This is a genomic window from Methylobacterium mesophilicum, assembly GCF_036441335.1.
In the GTDB taxonomy this organism is placed as follows: domain Bacteria; phylum Pseudomonadota; class Alphaproteobacteria; order Rhizobiales; family Beijerinckiaceae; genus Methylobacterium; species Methylobacterium mesophilicum_B.
The window spans coordinates 724,611-744,812 of sequence record NZ_MLBW01000034.1; the positions used below are offsets into that span (position 1 = coordinate 724,611).

Genomic DNA, 20,202 nt, shown 5'->3' on the forward strand with positions numbered 1-20,202 from the left:
GCGGTCACACCCCTGGGCGTCCTCAGGCCGAGCGCCACCAGACCACGCCCATGATGATCACGATCGCCACGAACTGCAGGAGCACCCGCAGGCGCATCAGCTTCTGCGAGAGGTTGACGCTGCCGCCGCGCATCATGTTGGCGAGGCCCAGCACCAGGACCGCGGCGACGGCGAGGCAGGCGATCAGGACGAGGGTGTTGGACGACATGCGGTCGGGGATCCGGCTGGGGCGCGCGCCGCGATGCGGCTTCGCGCGTCGTTAGAGGTGTCGGGCGCTCAGTTGCGGCGGAGCAGGCGCTCGAAATAGTCGAGTTCCTCGCGGGGGCGGCTCGGGTCTCCGAGCTTGCGCCGCAGCTCCTCCATGATGCGCCGGGCGCGCTGGACCGCGGATTCGTCGGCCGTGGGAACGCGGACGCGCCCGTCGCTCATGTCGCGGCCGCGAGTCGGGCGCCCGAGGGGATCGTCGTCGCGCGCCCCGGCCTGCCCCTGCTGGCCAGGCAGCTGGCCCCCCTCCTGCTGACCCTCGCCCTGGCCCTCGGCCATCTCCTGCATCTGCTGGGCCATGCCGTCGGCGCCGCGCTTGAGGCCGTCGAGGGCGCGGCCCTGCGCGTCGACGGCCCCGTCCGAATCGCCGTCCTTCAGGTTGTTCTCGGCCTCGCGCATGGCGTCCTCGGCGTCGGAGAGACCCTGCTCGCCGCGCATGCCGTTCTCCTTCATGCGCTTCTGAAGGTCCTCCAGCCGCTGCCGGAGCGCCTGCTGGCGCTCGCCGACGCCGCCCTGCTGGCCCTCGCCCTGCTGCCCCTGGCCTTGCTGACCCTGCTGGCCCTGCCCCTGCTGACCCTTCTGACCCTGCTGGCGCTGGCCCTGCTGACCCTGACCCTGCTGCCCGCGCTGCCCCTGCTGCGGCTGACCGCGGTTCTGCGGGCGCTGGCCGCCGCGCTGCTCCTCGCCGTCCTTGAAGGTCTCGTCGCGCAGGCCCTGCTGCTCGCGCGACATGGCGTCGAGGTCGCGCATCTGCTTCTGCATCTCGCGGGACGCCTGGTCGGAGCGGCCGCCGCGCTCGGCGGTCTGGAGATTCTCCAGGATGTTGCGCAACTGCTGCATCAGACGCTGCGCCTCGGCGGTGTCGCCGCGCTTCATAGCCTCCGCCATGTCCTGGATCATCTTGTCGAGATCCTCCGGGGTGACGGTCTTGGTCTGCCCGTTGGTCTGGCCGCGCTCGCTCTGCTCGCGGGGCTCGCGGCCCTGCTTCTGCGCCATCTCGGACAGGAACTTGTCCAGCGCCTGCTTCAGGTCCTGCGTCAGGCGCTTGATCTCGTCGTCGGGCGCGTTGCGCTCGATCGCCTCCTTCAGCCGGTCCTGCGCCTGGCGGAGCTGCTTCTCGGCGTCCGAGAGGTCGCCGTCCTCGATCTTGAGAGCCATCTCCCACAGGAGGTCGGCCACCGCGACGAGGTCCGAATCCGTCCGCGCGCGGCGCAGGCGTTCGGTCGCGGTCCGCAGGCCGAGGAAGATCGCGGGCTGCGGCGTGAACGTGTCGGGCGCGACCAGCAGCGCGTCCAGGGCCCCCTGGACCCAGCGGCGATCCGTATCGGGCGCCGTGACGAGCCGGCGGCGCTGCTCGGCGAGCGCCCGCGCCAGCGGCTCCCGGAACGGCCGCGCCGGCAGGACGATCTCGGTGTCGGGCGTGCGCCCTTCCTGGCCCGCCTCGTCCTTGACGACGATGTGGTAGCGGACCTTCGCGCCGGACCAGGGGCTGTCCGTGAGGTCCACGAGGGTCTTGGTGTCGGTATCGCCGCTCGCGTCGCCGGGGAGCGCGAGGTTGATCTGCGGCACCGGGACCAGCGTCCGGGCGGATTTCAGCGGTTCGATCACCGCCTCGGCCGCGCTGATCCCGTAATCGTCCTTCGCCCGGTAGGTCAGGTTGAAGGTGCCGCGGCCGTTCACCTCGGGACCGCCCACGGCGGTCACTTCCGGCGGCCGGTCGGGGATCGCGTCGACGGTCAGGCGCTGCTTGCCCGCGGGGGTCACGATCGTCAGCGCGGCGCCGCCGACGATGCGGTAGCGCTCCTCGCGCAGGTCGGGGCGCGCCTCCTGGCCCGGGACCGGCACCAGGCCGGCATTGGGCGTGAGGGTCGTCTCGGACGCGGCCTTGCCCTGGCCGGCGATCCGCACGATCAGCTGGGCGTTCACCGGCGCGCGCAGGTGCTGGTCGCTCCCGTCCATCGCGATCAGCAGCGGCGGAAGCCGCGTGTAGAGCGGCGGGTCGATCCAGCCGTCCACGCGGAAATTCGGGCCGGGTGCCGCCGGCTCCTGCCAGTCGAAGGCGGCGCCGATCCGCTGGCGCCACTCCGGTCCGGCCACGAACAGGCTGGCCACCGCCGCGACCATCAGGCCGGCGCGCAGCGCGAAGGGGTCGTGGCGAGTCATGCCCGGCCGCGGCAGGCCGACCCGCAGGGCCGAGATCGCCTGCGCGGCGCGGCGCTGGTGGAGGTCCCACAGCAGCCGGCTCCCCGGATCGGCGGCGCCCACGGCGAGGCTGTCCTNGTCCTGGGCCGCCGACGCCGGCCCGTGCCGCAGCCTCGGATCGCGGGACGCCGCGTCCCGGTCGAGCCGCGCCAGGGCCACGCGCCGGTCCGGCCGGGCGATGTGGATCAGCGGCAGGAGCGCGGCGACCAGCAGGATGGCGAGGGCACCGAGGCCGATCTGGCGCCAGAGCGGCGTGAGGTCGAGCCACACGCCTGCCCAGGAGACGACAAGGAAGAGCAGACCGACGCCGATGCCGCGCCAGAGCACCGGCCACGCCTGCTCCCACAGGGAGGCCGCCCGCGCCTGCGCGACCAGCCGGTCGAGCCGCGTCGACGCCGCGTCGGCGCTGGTCTTGCTCTCGGTGCCGTTCCTGCCGATCACGCCGACCGTTCCGCCTCACGCCGAAGGAGTGGCCCACGGAGCCGCGCCCGGCGGGCCCCGTCACACGTGCCTAGCATGGTGGGCCGCGCAGGTCGGCGGGTCAAATCGGCGCGACGCCGAGCCGACCGGGGCGCGGTCAGTTGTGCGCCTGGATGAAGTTCCGCACCTGCGGGTAGATCTGCGACTCCCAGCGCCGGCCGGCGAAGACGCCGTAATGGCCGACGCCGGCCTGGAGATGATGGGTCCGCATGTACGGAGCGAGGTCCGAGCACAGGTCGTGGGCCGCCATGGTCTGGCCGACGGCGCAGATGTCGTCCCGCTCGCCCTCGACCGTCATCAGCGCCGTGCGGCGGATCGCGCGCAGGTCGATCGGTTCGCCCCGATACGACACCGCGTTCCGGGCCAGGGCGTGGTCCTGGAACACGGTCTTGACCGTCTCCAAGTAGAAATCGGCCGCGAGGTCGAGCACGGCGAAGTACTCGTCGTAGAAGGTCTCGATCGCCTCGGCCTTGTCGTGCTCGCCGTTGGCCATGTGCCAGAACAGGTCGGCGTGGCCCTGGATGTGGCGCTTGGCGTTCATCGCCATGAAGGCCGAGACCTGCACGAAGCCCGGGTAGACCTTGCGGCCGGCGCCCTTGTGACGCGCCGGCACCGTCGCGATCAGGTTCTTCTCGAACCACTCGATCGGCTTCGAGGTCGCGAGCTCGTTCACGCCGGTCGGATTGATCCGGCAATCGACCGGACCGGCCATCAGGGTCATGCTGCGCGGGGCGGCGGGATCCTTCGCCTGCGCCATCGCGGCCGCGGCCACGAGGGCCTGCACGGCGGGCTGGCAGACCGCCACCATGTGGGCGCCTTCGCCCATCGTCCGCAGGAACTGGATGAGGTGGCTGACGTAGTCGTCGAAGCCGAACGTCCCGTCGGAGAGCGGCACGTCCCGGGCGTTGTGCCAGTCGGTGATGTAGACGTCGTGGTCGGGCAGCATGGTGCGCACGGTGGCGCGGAGCAGCGTGGCGAAGTGGCCCGACATCGGCGCCACCATCAGCACCTTGGGCTGCTCGGTGTGGATGTCCTTCTTGAAGTGGAGCAGCGTCGCGAAGGGCGTGACCTCGACCGCCTCCTCGGAGACCGGGACGCTCCGGTTGCCGACATTCACCGACTCGATGCCGTAGGGCGGCCGCGCGAAGGTCAGGCCGGCGCGCATCATCATCCGGGCGCCGGCGGACATCCATGTCGCCGGCTCGCCCCACCCGATCCACGGCGACCAGATGTCGTTCAGCAGCCGGCCCCACGCCCGGGTCTGAGCGGCCATGTCGGTCTGCAGGTCGAACGCGTCGTACAGCATCGGGCAGGCACTCGCTTGAGCCCTGCCCGGCACGCGGGCCATCGGGGCGGCAACGTTGGCGGATGCCGAAGTGAGGGTTGCATCAGCGTGGCCGTGCAGGATGGGTCCCGTTCCCGGGGGCGGCAACTGTCCGATAGGTGGATGCGAACAAGAATTCTCGTGACGTGACTTTGATGCACCAGACGATCCGCCGGCCACGCTGGTCTGCGCCGAATCGCCCGGCGCGCACCCGGCCTCACGAGGCGCGGCGGATCACGGGACGCGGTTCGGCCTCGCTCCGGCGATGCTCGCAGGCGACCTTGAGGTACCGGTCGCTGCCCCCCGGCAACCCGGCCTGGGCGGCCATCGTCTGAGCGTGCATGAGGCATTCCATCGGCGTGTGCGCCGGCGCGATAATGACGTCGAGGGCAGTGTCGCGGGAGCAGTCCTGAGCCAGCAGCGTGCCGGCACAGACGAGGGCAACGGAGAGCAATTCCGACATGACGGACCTCGGCTTCGAGTGATCGAAAGGTCCGCGGGGTGCTCCGGCGTGCGAGCCACCGCGTTGTCGTTGCCTGTGCGCTTCCTCCGGTCTCTTGAACTCTCAAAGCACGTCACGTGCCAGCCTGGCCCGGGCCGGCGCGCCGCTCGGCACGGGCGCGGTGCGGGCCACGCTCAGTCGCGGGCGGCGAGCCAGTGCGTCTCCGGTTCGTCCGCCGGAAGGAGTGCCGCGACGGCGTCGAGATCGACGACGTACTGTTCGGTGAGCCGCTGCCAGATCTCGACCGGCGAGGCGACCTGCGGCCGTAGCCCGTCGAGGGCGCGGGCGAGCAGGGCGGCGTTGACGAGCTTCGGGCGCTGCACGAGCGGATCAGCGTTCAGCATCGATGACGATCCTATTCGAAGGGCGCCATCCTCGGTCGATCGTGGTTAACGGCGGGTTACGATGACCGTCGAGGACTTGAGCAGGTCTTTCGCATAGCCCGCACCCGGCCTGTGATTTCGGTCCCGCTGCGAGCTGGCCGCTCTGGACCGTCCGCGAAGCTGCCGAATGCTGGTGTCGGGCGCCGCGGTCGGTGCGGGACCGCGCGCTCGAGACGCCGCGGATTCGCGCCGGCGGCCCGTCCCGCCCGAGTTCACAAGGCGGGACCCTTCGCTTATCAGGCAGGCGCATCGAGCCTGTCCCGGCCGACGAGGTGCCGCCGCGCAGGGCGCGCACGGCTCCGGTCGCGCGGCTCCGGTCGAGTGTGCGAACGGGACACCATGGACGCCAAACCTGAAGCGATCGGCGCGACGCAGGGTCCGACAGCGCGGCTCGTGCTCGCCTCCGCGTCGCCCCGCCGCTTGGCGCTGCTCCAGCAGATCGGCATCGAGCCGGCGGCTCTCCTGCCGGCCGAGATCGACGAGACGCCGCGCAAGGCCGAACCGCCGCGCGAGCTGGCGCGCCGCCTCGCGCGGACGAAGCTCGCCACCGCCGAGGCGGCGCTGCACCTGGAGGACACCGCGACCCCCACCTGGCTCCTGTCGGCCGACACGGTGGTCGCGGTGGGGCGGCGCGTGCTGCCGAAGGCCGAGATCCCCGACGAGGCCGCGGACTGCCTGCGCCTGCTCTCGGGGCGGCAGCACCGGGTCTACACGGCGGTCTGCGTGCTCTCGCCCCGCGGGCGCCGCGAGCGGATCGTCGAGAGCCGCGTCCGGTTCAAGCGGCTCTCGGGCCGCGACATCCAGGGCTACGTGGCCTCGGGCGAGTGGCGCGGCAAAGCCGGTGGCTACGCGATCCAGGGGCTGGCCGGGGCCTTCGTGGTGAAACTGGTCGGCTCGTACAGCGGCGTCGTCGGCCTGCCGCTCTACGAGACTCTGAGCCTTCTCGACGGGGAGGGGTATCCGATCCGGGCCGGGTGGGGCGCACTCGCATGATCCGCGAACGCCGGACGCCGCCGTGTCCGATCTGCCGGCAACCGTCCACGCCGGAATTCCGGCCGTTCTGCTGCCAGCGCTGCGCCGACGTCGATCTCGGGCGCTGGCTCAACGAGCGCTACGCGATCCCCGAGGAACTGGATCCCGACGCGCCGCCGCCCCCGCCCGATCCGGAGCGCTGAAATTTTCGGCCTTCCGGTCACGTCGGCGTCACGCGAGGCTGGACAGGCCGCGAAGCACTCACTATACCCCGCGACGTCCGAGGCCGACACCGGCGCGGACGACGCCCAGGTAGCTCAGTTGGTAGAGCATGCGACTGAAAATCGCAGTGTCGGCGGTTCGACTCCGTCCCTGGGCACCATCTTCTCGCTGAGCGCCGGATCCGCGGATCTTCGAGCCGGCGACTGAGACCCACCCAATATCGACGATCCATGGGCTTCCTCAGCGCGTCTCCGCGTCGCGCAGGTGCAGGTAGGTCGGATCGAATTCCGCCGCTTCCCGCAGCCCGGCCCAGTCGTGGACCGTGAGGCGGCGACCCTGCAGCGTGATCAGGCCGGCGGACTTGAGTTCGCGAATCGTCCGGTTGACGTGGATCGACGTGATCCCGAGGGCGTCGGCGAGTTCGGGCTGCGTCATCGGCAGGTCGCAGGTCCGATCCGGTGCCAGCCCGACGGCGCCGAGGCGGGTCACCAGCTCACAGAACAGGTGAGCCATCCGGGCATACGCTTCCCGGCGGCCGGTGTTGAGCATCCACTCCCGGACCAGGGCGGCGTCGATCAGCGTCGCGCGCCAGAACACCTCGCTGAGGCGCGGGTGCGCCCGCAGCATCGCCCGGACCGCGTCGTGCTGGACGAAGCCGAGGCGGCAGGGGCTCACCGTCGCGATGTTGATGTCGAGCACCTCCAGGAACAAGCTCTGGAAATCCGGCACGTCCCCGGGGACGTGGTAGCTCATCACCTGCCGCTTGCCCGCGCGCGTCGACTTGTAGGTGCAGGCGATGCCGCTGAGCATCGCGAAACTCCGGGACGGGCGGTCGCCTTCCCGGATGATGTCCTGGTTGGCCTCGAACGGGGCGACCTGCATCGGGAGCGCCACGAGCGCGGCGCGCTCCGCCTCGGTCAGCCGGAACAGGGCCACGGTCTCGATCCGGCGCAGGAACGGGTCTCTGCCCAACGGTTGGGGTGTCTCGATCATCGCGCCTCGGCCGTCCGGCAGAAGCGTTCGGCGCCGCGCGGCCGGTCGTCCACCGTCGTTGATCCCCACCCAAGTGTAGGGTTCCGGCCGGGTCCGACCAGGGCGGATCCGGACGCCGCGCGCCCTTCCGCAGGCCGGGACTGGAATTTCCCGGCCCGTCCGCGCACAGAAGTCCGGCGGCGCGGTCGCCGTTCAGCCTGACGGAAAGCCCGATGAACACGGCAGATCTCGCCCCGCACGCGCATCAGGTCCTGCGCGACGCGACCCTGCCCGAGCTGCCCTGCCACTACCGCGGCAAGGTCCGGGACAATTACGACCTCCCCGACGGCCGGCGGATCCTGATCACCTCGGACCGGATCAGCGCCTTCGACCGGGCGCTCGCGGCGATCCCGTTCAAGGGCCAGGTCCTCACCCAGACCGCCCGCTACTGGTTCGAGAAGACCGCCGACCTCTGCCCCAACCACGTCATCGCCTATCCCGATCCCAACGTGGTGGTCGGCCGGCGCCTGGAGATCCTGCCCGTGGAGGTGGTGGTGCGCGGCTACCTCGCGGGCACCACGTCGACCTCGATCCTGACGCGCTACCGTGCGGGCGAGCGGAACATGTACGGCCACCACTTCCCCGACGGGATGCGGCCGAACCAGCGCCTGCCGGAGGCGATCATCACGCCGACCACCAAGGCGTTCGACGGCGGCCACGACGAGCCGCTCACCGAGGCGGAGATCCTCGAGCGCGGGCTGCTGACGCGGGCGCAGTGGCGGACCGTGTCGGAGGCGGCCCTGGCACTGTTCGCGCGCGGGGCCGCTCTGGCGGCGGAGCGCGGCCTCATCCTGGCCGACACGAAGTACGAGTTCGGCACCGATCCCGAGGGCCGGATCGTCCTCGCCGACGAGATTCACACGCCGGACAGCAGCCGGTACTGGTTCGCGCAGAGCTATCCCGAGCGCTTCGCCGCGGGATCGGCCCCGGAGAGCTTCGACAAGGACTTCGTACGCAACTGGGTCGTGGCCCGCTGCGACCCCTACGAGGACCCGATCCCGGAGATCCCCGCCGAGGTCGTGCTCGAGACCGCCGCGGTCTACATCCGCGCCTACGAGACGATCACCGGCGCGCGGTTCGTCCTGCCCGACCCGGCGGAGGAGCCCCTGGAGCGGATCCGGCGCAACATCGCCGCCTATCTCGCGGCCTAGGCATCGTCACGGCGGAGAGGTGCGGCGCCCGGCGCCGCACCCGGTCGAGCGGATCACGCCGCCGCGGCGATCGGCGCCGGCGACGGCGCGTCCATGGCGCGCAGGTAGACGTCGAGGAGCGTCTCCTGCTCGTCGCGCTCGTCCTTGTCCTGCTTGCGGATCTTCAGGATCTCCTTGAGCACCTTGACGTCGAGACCCTCGCCCTTGGCTTCGGCGAAGACCTCCTTCTTGGCCTCCATCAGGTCCTTGATCTCCTCCTCCAGCCGTTCCACGCGCTCGATGATCGAGCGGATGCGGTCGCCCGCGACGCCCACGGTGTCCGTCATGTCGGTCATGCAGTCCCTCGTCGGATGACGGGGGCACCCTCGCCGCGACACGGTAAGCGGCGGGTTAAGGCCGGGCCGGCGCCCCGACTTGGCCCTGGACTTGCCCCTGGACTTGGCCCTGGACCCGGCCCCGGATCCAGCCGACGATCGCGTCCGCCACGGCATCGCTGTTCGATTCCAGCATCATCATGTGGCCGTTGCCGCGGATGCCGTGCTCGGCGAGCGCCAGCCGATCCGGCTTCGCGCCCGCCTGGGCCAGGAAGGCCGCCGTGCAATCGTCCATGGTGGCCCGGAACGAGGCCTCGGCGGTCACGATCACCGCCGGCACTTGGGCGAGGTTCGGCAAGCGGCGCGCGGGCTCGGCCTGGAGCCAGCAGCGGATCCTGTCGGGCGCGGCGGCTGTCTCGGCCTGCACGACCGTCAGGTCGGCCGGGCCGCTCACCGGCGGCTCGAAGTGCAGCGGCACCCGGGTGATGCCGTAGGGCCGCGCCCGGGCCTCGCCGACGCGCTCGTACCAGTCGGCGCCGCCCTTGAAGCGGATGTCGTAGAAGGTCGGCCCGTTCGGCTCGACGGCGACGTGCGCCTTCACGAGGTCGGGCCGCTGGTCGGAGACCGCCCAGCCGAAGACGCCCGCCTGCGAGTGCGTCAGGAGGATCGCGGGGCCGATCTTCTCCAGCAGGGCGATCAGCGCGGGGTCGACCAGCTCCTCGCTCCTCAGGGCGCTCGCGATGTAGGGCACCTGTGAGAGGTAGAACTGGTCGAAGGCGGCGTTGCCGCGGATCCCCGGTCCGCCCGGCCACTGCGTGTGGAGCTTCGCCTGCGGGTAGAGCGCGGAGCGCTCCTGCCCGGTGAACACCGTCTCCAGATCCTCGACGGGCAGGCGGGCGTAGGGACCGTAGGTGTCCGGGTCGCCGCCCGAGCGGCCGCGACCGACCTGGTCGACGACGTAGACCGCGAAGCCCTGCGCGGCGAAGCGGTCGGCCCAGCCCGGGCGCCCGTCGGGCGTGCCGAGGAAGTTGGTCCCGGTCTGCGCGGTGCCGTGCACCAGGACGATCGGGTAGGGCTGCGTCACCCGCTCCGGAACGCGGTACTCGACGAACATCTGGCCGGACGCCGTCGTCTTGCCGGCGGCGGTGGCGTAACGACCGCCGACGAAGAGGTAGCCCGCGGGCTGCGTCGGCCTGAACGGCGCGTCGGCGGGAGACGGTTCGGCCGCCCCGGACGGCGATGCGGTCGCGAGACAGAGCAGGGCCAGCGCCCTGGCGGCGTTCCTGAACATGGCGTCCTCCCGCGGGCGTCTGGCGCGCCCGGCGGGCGTCATATCAGCGTGAAAGTCCCGCCCGGTCCAGCCGGGCGGGTCGATCAGGCGTGGGCGAGGCGCGGCTTCTTCCCCAGCGCCTCCTCGACGGTGCCGGCGCCGTCGAGATAGCCGTGGACCTTGGGGTTCGGCATGATCAGCGAGGCCACGAAGGCGATCGCCATCAGGACGGTCACGTACCAGAAGAACGTGCTCTCCATGCCGTTGTCCTTGAACCACAGGGCGACGAACTCGGCGGTGCCGCCGAAGGTGGCGTTGGCGACCGCGTAGGACAGGCCGACACCGAGGGCGCGGACGTTGGTGGGGAACAGCTCCGCTTTCACGATGCCGCTGATGCCCGTGTAGAACGACACCACCGCGAGCCCGAGGGTGATCAGCGCGAAGGCGAGGTAGGGGTCCTTGTTGGTGCCGAGCGCCGTCATGAGCGGCACCACCATGAGCGTGCCGAGGCCGCTGTAGAGCAGCATGTTGGCCTTGCGGCCGATCTTGTCGGAGAGCGCGCCGAAGATCGGCTGGATGATCATGTAGACGAACAGCACCACCGTCATCGTCTGCGACGCCGAGGTCTTCGGCATGCCGGCGGTGTTGACCAGGTACTTCTGCATGTACGTCGTGAAGGTGTAGAAGCTCAGCGAGCCGCCGGCCGTGTAGGCGACGACCACCAGGAACGCCCGCCAGTGCTTGGCCAGCGCCGAGAATGTGCCGGCGGATTCCTTGTCGCTGCTGCCCTTCGTCTCGGCCAGCGAGCGCCGGAGATAGAGCGCGACGACCGCCAGCGCGGCGCCGATGAAGAACGGGATGCGCCAGCCCCAGGCGGTGAGTTCCGGACCGGTCATCACCGTCTGCAGCAGCACCAGGACCAGCGAGGCGAGGAGCTGGCCGCCGATCAGCGTCACGTACTGGAACGACGCGAAGAAGCCGCGCTTCCCCTTGATCGCCACCTCGCTCATGTAGGTCGCCGAGGTGCCGTACTCGCCGCCGACGGACAGGCCCTGGAGCATGCGGGCGAGGAGCAGGAGCACGGGGGCCAGCGTGCCGACATGCTCGTAGGTCGGCAGGATGCCGATCAGCAGCGAGCCGAAGCACATCATCAGCACCGAGATGACCATCGAGGTCCGGCGGCCGACCCGGTCGGCGATGCGCCCGAACAGCCAGCCGCCGATCGGCCGCATGAAGAAGCCCACCGCGAAGATGCCGGCGGTCTGCAGGAGCTGGCTGGTGGAATCGCCCTTCGGGAAGAAGGCCGGCGCGAAGTAGAGCGCGAAGAACGCGTAGCAGTAGAAGTCGTACCACTCGACGAGATTGCCCGAGGACGATCCGACGATCGCCCAGATCCGGCGCTTCCGGTCCGCGGCATCGTCGAGGGCGCTCGGTGCGATACCGATCGTATCGTCTCGAGAGGCGGACATGGCGTCTCCGTGTATCAATCTCGATGCCGGCCGCAACCGGTCTCTTCTTGGTGCGGCGCGACGTTACAGGTGACGCGCCCGATCGCAAGACCGTGATCCGACTTAGCCGAGGACAGCGCGGGCGGGTGTCATCGGCCGCGAGTGCACAGTGCCGCGGGCGGGAACGGTTCACCCCGAGGCCCCGTTGCGGGCCGGCGTGGGCGTCGGCGGCGCGCCGACGACGGCTGGAGGAGAAGCCATGAAGCGGATTCTGAGAGACACGGTCGCGGCGGCCATCGTCGTGGCCGGAGCGGCAACGGCGTTCGCGCAGGGCGGACCGGGCGGCGGAGGCGCCGGACCCGGTGGTGGCGGCGCCGGCGGTCCCCGAGCGCGGCGGTCGCGGTCCGGCCGGCGAGCGGGGTGGCCGTGCCGGCGCCCGCGACCGCGGTGCCGTCCGCGGGGCAGTCGGCCGCCTCGACACCCGCCAGCGGACCGAGTTCCGCAGCTCGATCACGCGTCTGGGCGTCTCGCCGCTCCGGGACGTGGCCTTCGGTCTCGCGGTGGGCACGGCGATCCCGCGCTCGGTCAGCCTGCACCGGCTCCCGCCGGCGATCATCGAGCTGGTGCCGGAATACGAGGGCTACGACTTCATCCTGGTGCGCGACGACATCGTGATCATCGATCCCGACACCTACGAGATCGTGGACGTGATCCCGGCCTGAGCGGGCCGTCCCGACAAGGTCGGCGCGCCGGGCGGATCCTCTGCCCGGCGCGCTCTAGCGTCCGCCGTCCAGGAGCTTCGACACCACGCGCGCCGTGTAATCGACCATCGGCACGATCCGCGCGTAGTTGAGCCGGGTCGGACCGATCACCCCGACGACACCCACGATCTTCTGCGAGCCGTCGCGGAACGGCGCCGCGATCAGCGAGGACCCCGACAGCGAGAACAGCTTGTTCTCCGACCCGATGAAGATCCGCACGCCCTCGCCGCCCTCGGCGCGGGACAGGAGATCGATCACGTCCTTCTGGGTCTCCAGGTCGTTGAACAGCAGGCGGATGCGTTCGAGGTCCTCGACTGCGCGCAGGTCGTCGAGCAGGTTGGCCTGACCGCGCACGATCAGCTGGCGCGCCTCCGTCGGGCCGACCGGGGTGGCCAGCCCGGCATCGACGAGGCGCTCGGTGATCGCGTCGAGTTCCCGCTTCATCGCCTTGCGGCCGGCCTCGATCTCGGCGCGCAGCGTGCCCAGGGTGCGGCCCTGCAGCCGCGCGTTCAGGAAGTTGGTCGCCTCCTGGAGCGCGCCCGCCGGCAGGCCCGCCGGCAGGTCCACGAGGCGGTTCTCCACGGAGCCGTCATCCGAGACGAGGATGACGAGGGCGCGCGCCGGATCGAGGCGCACGAACTCGATGTGCTTCAGGTTGACGTTGGCCTTGGTAGTCAGGACGACCCCGGCGCCCCGGGAGACGCCCGACAGCATGGTCGACGCCTCGGCCAGGGCCGAGTCGAAGGTGTGGCCCGAGGCGGCGGCGCGCATCTGCGCCTCGATGCGCGCCTGCTCGTCCTGGCTGACGTCGCCGAGTTCGAGCATCGCGTCCACGAAGAAGCGCAGGCCGAGTTCGGTGGGCAGGCGGCCGGCGGACGTGTGCGGCGCGAAGATCAGGCCGGAATGCTCCAGATCCGCCATGACGTTGCGGATCGAGGCCGGCGACAGCGCCATCGGGAGGATGCGCGCGAGATTCCGTGAGCCGACCGGCTCGCCGGTCGTGAGGTAGCTCTCGACGATCTGCCGGAAGATCTCCCGGGCACGCTCGTTGAGGGCGGCGAGCGCCTGCATCGCTTGGCCGTTCGAGAAGTTGGGACTGGGGTTTGTCACGGGGTCATCCTGTGGTCCGATCATGTCCAACCGTCCCGCGCGGATCAATCCGTACGGCGATGCTTGCCCGCGGTGGCGCAGCGGCCTAAGAGCCCGGCCCTCGACACTCTCGACAGAAGGGGCCCGCGATGCGGCCTTCCAAGCGTGCCGCCGACGAGTTGCGGCCCGTGAGCCTGGAGCGCGCGGTCTCGCGCTACGCCGAGGGCTCCTGCCTCGTCAGCTTCGGCAACACCCGGGTGCTCTGCACCGCCTCGCTGGAAGAGCGCGCCCCCCCTTGGCTGCGCGGTTCCGGCAAGGGCTGGGTCACGGCCGAGTACGCCATGCTGCCGCGTGCGACGCACGAACGCACCCGCCGCGAGGTCGGTTCCGGGAAGCCGTCGGGGCGGACCCAGGAGATCCAGCGGCTGATCGGCCGGTCGCTGCGCGCCGTCACCAACCTCCCGGCCATGGGCGAGCGCCAGATCACGATCGATTGCGACGTGATCCAGGCCGACGGCGGCACCCGCACCGCCGCGATCACGGGCGCCTGGGTGGCGCTGCACGATTGCTTCGCCTGGATGCGGACCCGCTCGATCATCTCCGTCGACCCGCTGCGCGACCACGTCGCCGCCGTCTCGTGCGGCCTGTACAAGGGCTTGCCGGTCCTCGACCTCGACTACGCCGAGGATTCGGCGGCCGAGACCGACGCCAACTTCGTGCTCACCGGGCGGGGCGGCATCGTCGAGGTGCAGGGCACCGCCGAGATGGAGCCCTTCACGCAGGAGCAGCTCATCGAACTCCTCGGCCTCGCCCGCGCCGGCACCGAGCGGCTGGTCGCCCTGCAGAAGGAGGCCATCGCGTGAGCCGCCGTCTCACCGGCAAGGTGGTGATCGCCACGCACAATGCCGGCAAGCTCGCCGAGATGCGCGACCTGCTCGCGCCCTTCGGGATCGAGGCGGTGTCGGCGGGCGAGCTCGGCCTGCCCGAGCCCGACGAGACCGGCACGATGTTCGCCGAGAACGCGGCGATCAAGGCGCGGGCGGCGGCCGACGCGACCGGGCTGCCGGCCTTCGCGGACGATTCCGGCCTGTGCGTCGACGCCCTCGACGGCGCGCCGGGCATCTTCTCGGCCCGCTGGGCCGGGCCGGCCAAGGACTTCACCGGCGCGATGGCGCGGATCTTCGCCGAACTCGACCGGCGCGGCGCCGCCGAGCGCCGGGCGCACTTCGTGTCCGCCCTCGTGCTGGCTTGGCCGGACGGGCACACCGAGCTGTTCGAGGGGCGGGTGTTCGGCGACCTCGTCGCCGCGAAAGGCTCCGCGGGCTTCGGCTACGATCCGATCTTCCGGCCCGACGGCCACGAACGCACCTTCGGCGAGATGAGCGCCGAGGAGAAGCACGGGGTCGACTGGCAGAAGGGGCGGGGCCTGTCGCACCGGGCGCGGGCCTTCGTCGAGCTGAGCCGCGCCTGCCTCGCGCCCGGCGCCTGATTGCCAAACGGCGCGCGGGCGCTCACATGCCCGCCATAATGTCATCGACCGGCCCGGACCATCCGACCCGCGACGCGGGCTTCGGGATCTACCTGCACTGGCCCTTCTGCGCCGCGAAGTGCCCGTACTGCGACTTCAACAGCCACGTCCGCCGTGCGGGCGTGGACGAGCCGCGCTTCCTGGCGGCTTTCCGAGCCGAGATCGCCCACAGCGCCGCCCGCACGCCGGGCCGGACCGTGACCAGCATCTTCCTCGGCGGGGGCACGCCCTCGCTGATGCGGCCCGCGACCGTGGCCGGCCTGCTCGACGCGGTCGCGGCCCACTGGGCGGTCGCGCCGGACGCGGAAGTCACCCTCGAGGCCAACCCGTCGAGCGTCGAGGCCGGCCGGTTCCACGGCTACCGTGCCGCCGGGGTCAACCGGGTGTCGCTCGGCATCCAGGCCCTCGACGACGCCGCGCTGAAGACCCTCGGGCGCCTGCACGACACGGCGCAGGCCCTGGACGCCATCGCCCTGGCGCAGTCCGCCTTCGCGCGGACCTCCTTCGACCTGATCTACGCCCGGCCCGGGCAGACGCCGGACCTGTGGCGGGCGGAGCTGAGCGACGCGCTCGCGCGGGCCGCGGAGCACCTCTCGCTCTACCAGTTGACCATCGAGCCCGGGACGCCGTTCCACGGGCTCGCCGCCGCCGGCAAGCTGGTTACGCCGGACGACGAGGTCGGCCGCGCCCTCTACGACGTCACCCAGGATCTCTGCGCCAAGGCCGGCCTCCCGGCCTACGAGATCTCGAACCACGCGCGGCCCGGCGCGGAATCGCGGCACAACCTGCTCTACTGGCGCTACGGCGAGTATGCCGGGATCGGTCCGGGCGCCCACGGGCGGCTCGTGACGCCCGGCGGCCGGATCGGGACCGTCACGGAGCGGTCTCCCGAGGCATGGCTCGCCCGCGTCGAGGCCGGGGGCCACGGGATCGTCGAGACCGAGAGCCTCTCGTCCGCCGACCAGGCCGACGAGTTCCTGGTGATGGGCCTGCGCCTGCGCGAGGGGATCGATCCCGACCGCTACGCGGCGCTCAAGGGCCGGCCGCTGAACGGCAACCGGATCGGCATGCTGATCGGCGATGGCCTGCTGGCGCGCCTGCCCGGCGGCCGCATCGCCGCCACGGCGCGGGGCGCGCCGGTGCTGAACGCCCTGGTCGCCGAGCTCGCCGCCTGATCAGATCGCGGGCTTCGCGAGGACCCGGGGCGCCGGGCTGACGGGCGTCGCGGCGTTGTTGCGGATCTCGTAGACCGCGAGGGACCGCTCGCTCTGACCGTCGGGCCGGAACCGGAACGTCCCGTCGACGCCGGCGAAGCCCAGACCGTTGGTCAGGGTGGTCTCGGCGAAGCGCTGCGAGCCGTAGCGCCGCGACAGGGCCGCGGCGAGCAGCACCGCGTCGTAGGCGAGCGAGGCCACCCGCGGCGGGACGGCGCCGAACCGGGCCTGGTAGCGCGCGCTGAAGTTCGAGAAGCCGACGCGGTCCGGCGCGGCGAAGCGGCCGCCCTGCAGGGCCGGCAGCGCGAACAGCGACGGCTCGTTCCAGAGGGCGGTGCCGAGGGGGCGCACCCGGGCCGGCGAGAAGCCCGCCTTCGTCAGCGCGGCCGCCACGGCGGGCATCGCGTCCGCGGTCTCGGGGATGAACAGCGCGTCGGCGGTGGCGCCGGGCCCGCCGATCACCCGCGCCAGCCGCTCCACCGCCGGGCCGGGCTGATCTANCGGCGCATCCGGCACCGCGGCCGGCGGTGACAGCTCGGCCTGCGGCCCGGTCGCGCGTCGCGCGAGGTCGCTGCCGACGCAACCGCCGAGCGAGAGCAGGATCGCGCAGAGCGCGGCGGTCTGGGCGGTGACACGCACGAGACGGTCCCGCGCGCTTGTCGGGCGCGCCATGGCGCGTACTCCTTCGGGCAGGCTCTGCAGCCTGACCGGCAGAATCTGAAATGTAAACGCGGCGGCGGGGACTTGCCCCCCGGCCACGCGGCCTCGCCGCGACGAGAGGCGACCAGTGTGGCAAGATCGCCGGTGATGACCCGCAGATTCGACGACCCGGGGCCCGCCGCCCCGACCCGAGCTCCGTCCCAGAAGCTCGCCCCCGACCGACCGCGCAGCACGACCTTCACGGCCTTCGGCCTCGCGAGCGAGACCGAGCCCCTGTCGCCCGGCCTGCACATCGTGGCGACGCCGATCGGGAACCTGCGCGACATCACCATCCGGGCGCTGGCGACCCTGGCGGCGGCCGACGCGGTCCTGGCCGAGGACACCCGCGTCACCCGGAACCTGCTGGCGCATTACGGGATCACGACGCCGCTGCTCGCCTATCACGAGCATTCCAACGACGCGGTGCGCGAGCGGATGGTGGCGCGGCTCACCGCCGGCGAGGCCCTGGCGCTGGTCTCGGATGCCGGGACGCCACTGGTCTCGGATCCCGGCTACAAGCTGGTCCAGGCCGCGATCGAGGCCGGGATCGCCATCACGCCCGTCCCGGGGCCGTCCGCGGTCATGACCGCGCTGGTCGCGGCCGGCCTGCCGACCGACCGCTTCTTCTTCGAGGGCTTCCTGCCGCAGAAGGCCGGAGCGCGGCGCAACCGCCTGGAGGCGCTGGTCCAGGTTCCCGGCACCCTGGTCCTGTTCGAGTCGCCCCATCGCCTGCCCGACATGCTGGCGGATTCCGCCGCGGTGCTGGGCCCGGACCGGCCGGCCGCCGTGACCCGCGAACTCACCAAGCTCTACGAAACCATCCGGCGCGATACGTTGGGCAGCCTGAGCGCGCGCTTCGCCCAGGAGGGACCGCCGAAGGGGGAGATCGTGGTGATCATCGGTGCGGCGACGGCGCCGGAGCGCAGCGCGGATACGGATGCCGCCCTCGACGCCCTGATCCTCGCAGCGCTGGAGCGGCACTCGATCAAGGATGCCGCCAGCCTCGTTTCCGACGAGACCGGGCAGCCGCGCCGCCTCGTCTACGCGCGGGCGCTGGCGCTGGCGCGGGACCAGAAATGAACGGCGCTTCGCCGGACCGGGCTGGCCGGCGCCGGGCCGCCTATCGGCTCGGCCACCGGGCCGAGTGGCTGGCGCTCGCCGCGCTGATGCTCAAGGGATACTGGCCGATCGGGCGGCGCGTCAGCGTCGCCGGCGGCGAGATCGACCTCGTCGTCCAGCGCTGGAACACCGTCGTCTTCGTGGAGGTGAAGGCTCGGGCCAAGCGCGACGACGCGCGTGAGGCGATCGACGCCGCCAAGAGGCGGCGCTTCTCCCGCGCGGTCCGCGCCTGGATCGGGCGGAATGCTTGGTGCGCCGGGGCGACCTTCCGGGCCGATGCCGTGTTCGTCGGATCCCGCGGCTGGCCCGCGCATGTCGAGCGGGCCTTCACCATCGAGGGGCTGTGACCGACGGGGGGATCCCGTGGGCGCGCGTTCTGCCGGCCTCAGGCGCGGGCTGCGCGGATCGCCCCGATCAGCGTGCGCTTCAGGTCGGCCTGGCTGAACGGCTTCTGCACGACCGGCCTGTCGCGGAACGGCTCGCGGATGCCGGCGCCGCCGTAGCCGGTCGAGAACACCAGCGGCAGGTCGCGCTTCGCGATCGCCTCGGCCACCGGGTAGATCGGCTCCCCCGCCACGTTCACGTCGAGAATGGCGACCTCGAACGCCTCCTGCGACGCCATCTCGAGCGCCGAGGACAGACGCGCGGCCGGCCCGACAACGGCACAGCCGAAATCGAGCAGCATGTCCTCCAGCAGCATCGAGATCGCGGCCTCGTCCTCGACGACGAGAACACGGACGCCGTTGAGGACGTCGTCGTTGGGGTCAGCAATCACGCCGGGCCGTCTTCCCTTCGAATGCCCCCGTCGCCGGGGATCTTGCCATGCGGCTGGTCAAGCCTTGCGCACCGCGTGAGCAGCGTCCGGACGGGTGAACGCGGCCCGAGGGTCAGCCCGCGAGACAACCTGAGGCGTCGCCCGTAATGCGCAATGTGTCAAGCATTCCCGGCCCGTTCCGTCACCCAGACCGGGCGCTATGTTAACCGATGATACATTTTTGTGCTGACGGCTTCGCGAGGGCAGCCGGTGCATCCGCGGGCGCCCGCTCAGTCGTCCTTGAAACTGACCTTGGCACCCCGTGTCACATGCGCGGCGAGGTCGCGGGCATTCCAGTTCGTCAGGCGGATGCAGCCGTGGGACTCGGTCTTCCCGACCTTCTCGGGCTCGGGCGTCCCGTGGATCCCGTAGCTGGGGATCGCCAAGTCGATCCAGACCAGTCCGACCGGGTTGTTGGGGCCCGACTGGATGGTGAATTTGTGCTGCGCCTTCACGCCCTTGAACGCGTATTTCGGGTTGTAGGTGTAGTCGGGGTCGAACGCGACGCCCTTCACCTTGGTCTCGCCGCTCGGGGCCGGCTTCTCCGCACTTCCGATCGACGCCGGATAGTAGGCCACGAGCTTGCCGTCGGCGCCGTAGGCGCGGACGTCGCGGCTCGTCTTGTCGACCTCGATGCGCTCGACCTTCGGCTCCTGGGGCAGGTCCTTCCCCTTCGGCTTGTCCGTGCCCATCGGGTCGACCGCCGCGACCGCGATCGTCGTGCCGGCCTTGTCGAGGGGCTTGCCGGGATTGAGCGCGCTGACGAGGTCGCGGCTCATGTGGAAGCGCTCGGCCAGCATCTCGCGCGGGTTGGTGTAACCCAGCGTCTTGAGCTCGGCCTGCGCCTCCATCTTGGGCGGGATCCGCTCGACGTAGGGGCCGGCGGCGTCGGCCTCGGTGAGCGTGTAATCCGTGACGGCCGGCTTGTCGCTGGTCGCCTGGAGCTTGTCCCAGACCTCGGGCGTCAGGTCCTCGCTGGCGGGCAAACCCTGCGCCACCGCGAAGGCCGACAGCGCGTGCCGGTAATTGTCGCCGTTCCGGCCATCGATCGCGCCGGGATAGAAATGCGCCCGGTCGAGCAGCACCTGAGCCTTGACGATCAGCGGGTCGGGCCTCTCCTCCGACGACTTGGACCGCCGCTTCTTCGCGTCAGGCTTCGCACCCTCGGTCTTGCCGGCGCCCGGCAGGTCCAGGGTCGCCGCGTTCACCGTCTCGGCGGTGAGTGCCGGCGGAGCCTTCTCGGCCTTCTGAGCCTTGCCGCTGCGCGCCGCCGCGCCGTGCGCGGCCAGACAACTGGCCAGGAGTGCCGCGCAGATCGGCCGCCAAGGTTTCGGGGTCATCGCCGTCGTCGTTCCGGGGAGCGGACGCGCTCCAGAGCCGAGAAATGCCGGACCTGCGGGAACGTTCCACACTG

Annotated in this window: 22 protein-coding genes and 1 tRNA gene; 10 read left to right on the forward strand and 13 right to left on the reverse strand. The window is 71.4% G+C overall.

The window, feature by feature from the left end:
- Positions 1-22 precede the first annotated feature (22 nt).
- From MMR14E_RS24135 to MMR14E_RS24155, 5 genes are all read right to left on the reverse strand, one after another.
- Positions 23-208: a twin transmembrane helix small protein gene (locus MMR14E_RS24135; protein ID WP_012319908.1), complete on the reverse strand. Its 186-nt coding sequence runs from the start codon at positions 206-208 to the stop codon at positions 23-25.
- A gap of 68 nt (positions 209-276) precedes the next feature.
- Complete coding sequence (locus MMR14E_RS24140) at positions 277-2,907, reverse strand: TIGR02302 family protein (protein ID WP_331317779.1); 2,631 nt, start codon at positions 2,905-2,907, stop codon at positions 277-279.
- Between the two features lie 136 nt (positions 2,908-3,043).
- Positions 3,044-4,252: a polyhydroxyalkanoate depolymerase gene (locus MMR14E_RS24145; RefSeq protein ID WP_331317782.1), complete on the reverse strand. Its 1,209-nt coding sequence runs from the start codon at positions 4,250-4,252 to the stop codon at positions 3,044-3,046.
- 235 nt (positions 4,253-4,487) lie between these two features.
- On the reverse strand, positions 4,488-4,733 hold the full coding sequence (locus MMR14E_RS24150; protein ID WP_331317784.1) for a hypothetical protein: 246 nt from the start codon (positions 4,731-4,733) through the stop codon (positions 4,488-4,490).
- A gap of 173 nt (positions 4,734-4,906) precedes the next feature.
- The gene (locus MMR14E_RS24155; protein WP_331317786.1) at positions 4,907-5,116 is read right to left on the reverse strand and encodes a hypothetical protein; all 210 of its coding nucleotides are present in this window, start codon (positions 5,114-5,116) and stop codon (positions 4,907-4,909) included.
- Between the two features lie 378 nt (positions 5,117-5,494).
- On the opposite strand from MMR14E_RS24155, the gene MMR14E_RS24160 reads away from it, so the two are divergent.
- The 3 genes from MMR14E_RS24160 to MMR14E_RS24170 all read left to right on the forward strand — a co-directional run bounded on the left by MMR14E_RS24160 (position 5,495) and on the right by MMR14E_RS24170 (position 6,509).
- A complete protein-coding gene (locus MMR14E_RS24160; RefSeq protein WP_331317788.1) occupies positions 5,495-6,148 on the forward strand; it encodes a Maf-like protein in 654 nt (217 codons plus the stop codon).
- Positions 6,145-6,330, forward strand: a complete 186-nt coding sequence (locus MMR14E_RS24165) for a DNA gyrase inhibitor YacG (protein ID WP_331317790.1) — start codon at positions 6,145-6,147, stop codon at positions 6,328-6,330. Before MMR14E_RS24160 ends, MMR14E_RS24165 begins: the two co-directional genes overlap by 4 nt.
- Before the next feature lie 103 nt (positions 6,331-6,433).
- A tRNA-Phe gene (locus tag MMR14E_RS24170) sits at positions 6,434-6,509 on the forward strand.
- Positions 6,510-6,589: 80 nt separating this feature from the next.
- On the opposite strand, the gene MMR14E_RS24175 is transcribed toward MMR14E_RS24170, so the two are convergent.
- The gene (locus tag MMR14E_RS24175; RefSeq protein ID WP_331317791.1) at positions 6,590-7,342 is read right to left on the reverse strand and encodes a Crp/Fnr family transcriptional regulator; all 753 of its coding nucleotides are present in this window, start codon (positions 7,340-7,342) and stop codon (positions 6,590-6,592) included.
- A 212-nt stretch (positions 7,343-7,554) separates the two neighbouring features.
- On the opposite strand from MMR14E_RS24175, the gene MMR14E_RS24180 reads away from it, so the two are divergent.
- Positions 7,555-8,532: a phosphoribosylaminoimidazolesuccinocarboxamide synthase gene (locus tag MMR14E_RS24180; protein ID WP_331317792.1), complete on the forward strand. Its 978-nt coding sequence runs from the start codon at positions 7,555-7,557 to the stop codon at positions 8,530-8,532.
- A gap of 53 nt (positions 8,533-8,585) precedes the next feature.
- Here the strand turns inward: MMR14E_RS24180 and MMR14E_RS24185 are convergent, their stop codons facing one another.
- From MMR14E_RS24185 to MMR14E_RS24195, 3 genes are all read right to left on the reverse strand, one after another.
- The gene (locus tag MMR14E_RS24185; RefSeq protein ID WP_020091862.1) at positions 8,586-8,867 is read right to left on the reverse strand and encodes a DUF2312 domain-containing protein; all 282 of its coding nucleotides are present in this window, start codon (positions 8,865-8,867) and stop codon (positions 8,586-8,588) included.
- A 55-nt stretch (positions 8,868-8,922) separates the two neighbouring features.
- Positions 8,923-10,137, reverse strand: a complete 1,215-nt coding sequence (locus MMR14E_RS24190; RefSeq protein WP_331317794.1) for an alpha/beta hydrolase — start codon at positions 10,135-10,137, stop codon at positions 8,923-8,925.
- Between the two features lie 83 nt (positions 10,138-10,220).
- Positions 10,221-11,585 carry an MFS family transporter gene (locus tag MMR14E_RS24195; RefSeq protein ID WP_331317796.1) on the reverse strand — a complete coding sequence of 455 codons (1,365 nt, stop codon included), beginning with the start codon at positions 11,583-11,585 and terminating at the stop codon, positions 10,221-10,223.
- A gap of 344 nt (positions 11,586-11,929) precedes the next feature.
- On the opposite strand from MMR14E_RS24195, the gene MMR14E_RS24200 reads away from it, so the two are divergent.
- Positions 11,930-12,286 (forward strand): DUF1236 domain-containing protein, encoded by a 357-nt coding sequence (locus tag MMR14E_RS24200; RefSeq protein WP_331317798.1) that lies wholly within the window; start codon positions 11,930-11,932, stop codon positions 12,284-12,286.
- Between the two features lie 54 nt (positions 12,287-12,340).
- Here MMR14E_RS24200 and hrcA read toward each other — a convergent pair whose 3' ends face one another.
- Entirely contained in the window at positions 12,341-13,396 is a 1,056-nt protein-coding gene (hrcA, locus tag MMR14E_RS24205) for a heat-inducible transcriptional repressor HrcA (protein ID WP_020091867.1), read from the reverse strand.
- 167 nt (positions 13,397-13,563) lie between these two features.
- Here hrcA and rph point away from each other — a divergent pair, with 167 nt between their 5' ends.
- Genes rph through hemW form a run of 3 tightly spaced genes read left to right on the forward strand, consistent with a single transcriptional unit; the run spans position 13,564 to position 16,117 of the window.
- Complete coding sequence (gene rph / locus MMR14E_RS24210) at positions 13,564-14,277, forward strand: ribonuclease PH (RefSeq protein WP_331317800.1); 714 nt, start codon at positions 13,564-13,566, stop codon at positions 14,275-14,277.
- Positions 14,274-14,903 carry an RdgB/HAM1 family non-canonical purine NTP pyrophosphatase gene (gene rdgB, locus MMR14E_RS24215; protein WP_331317802.1) on the forward strand — a complete coding sequence of 210 codons (630 nt, stop codon included), beginning with the start codon at positions 14,274-14,276 and terminating at the stop codon, positions 14,901-14,903. The genes rph and rdgB overlap by 4 nt, the downstream gene beginning before the upstream one ends.
- A gap of 38 nt (positions 14,904-14,941) precedes the next feature.
- Positions 14,942-16,117 (forward strand): radical SAM family heme chaperone HemW, encoded by a 1,176-nt coding sequence (hemW, locus tag MMR14E_RS24220; protein WP_331317804.1) that lies wholly within the window; start codon positions 14,942-14,944, stop codon positions 16,115-16,117.
- Here hemW and MMR14E_RS24225 read toward each other — a convergent pair whose 3' ends face one another.
- Entirely contained in the window at positions 16,118-16,828 is a 711-nt protein-coding gene (locus MMR14E_RS24225; RefSeq protein ID WP_419539412.1) for an ABC transporter substrate-binding protein, read from the reverse strand. It lies immediately after the preceding gene.
- A 135-nt stretch (positions 16,829-16,963) separates the two neighbouring features.
- On the opposite strand from MMR14E_RS24225, the gene rsmI reads away from it, so the two are divergent.
- The gene (rsmI, locus tag MMR14E_RS24230; protein ID WP_331317806.1) at positions 16,964-17,935 is read left to right on the forward strand and encodes a 16S rRNA (cytidine(1402)-2'-O)-methyltransferase; all 972 of its coding nucleotides are present in this window, start codon (positions 16,964-16,966) and stop codon (positions 17,933-17,935) included.
- Positions 17,932-18,321 (forward strand): YraN family protein, encoded by a 390-nt coding sequence (locus tag MMR14E_RS24235; protein ID WP_331317808.1) that lies wholly within the window; start codon positions 17,932-17,934, stop codon positions 18,319-18,321. The genes rsmI and MMR14E_RS24235 overlap by 4 nt, the downstream gene beginning before the upstream one ends.
- 38 nt (positions 18,322-18,359) lie before the next feature.
- Here the strand turns inward: MMR14E_RS24235 and MMR14E_RS24240 are convergent, their stop codons facing one another.
- Together MMR14E_RS24240 and MMR14E_RS24245 are read right to left on the reverse strand one after the other, a co-directional pair.
- Positions 18,360-18,749, reverse strand: coding sequence for a response regulator (locus tag MMR14E_RS24240; RefSeq protein ID WP_273558644.1), 390 nt, complete (start codon positions 18,747-18,749; stop codon positions 18,360-18,362).
- Positions 18,750-19,018: 269 nt separating this feature from the next.
- Positions 19,019-20,128, reverse strand: a complete 1,110-nt coding sequence (locus MMR14E_RS24245; RefSeq protein WP_331317809.1) for a L,D-transpeptidase — start codon at positions 20,126-20,128, stop codon at positions 19,019-19,021.
- Positions 20,129-20,202: the final 74 nt, after the last annotated feature.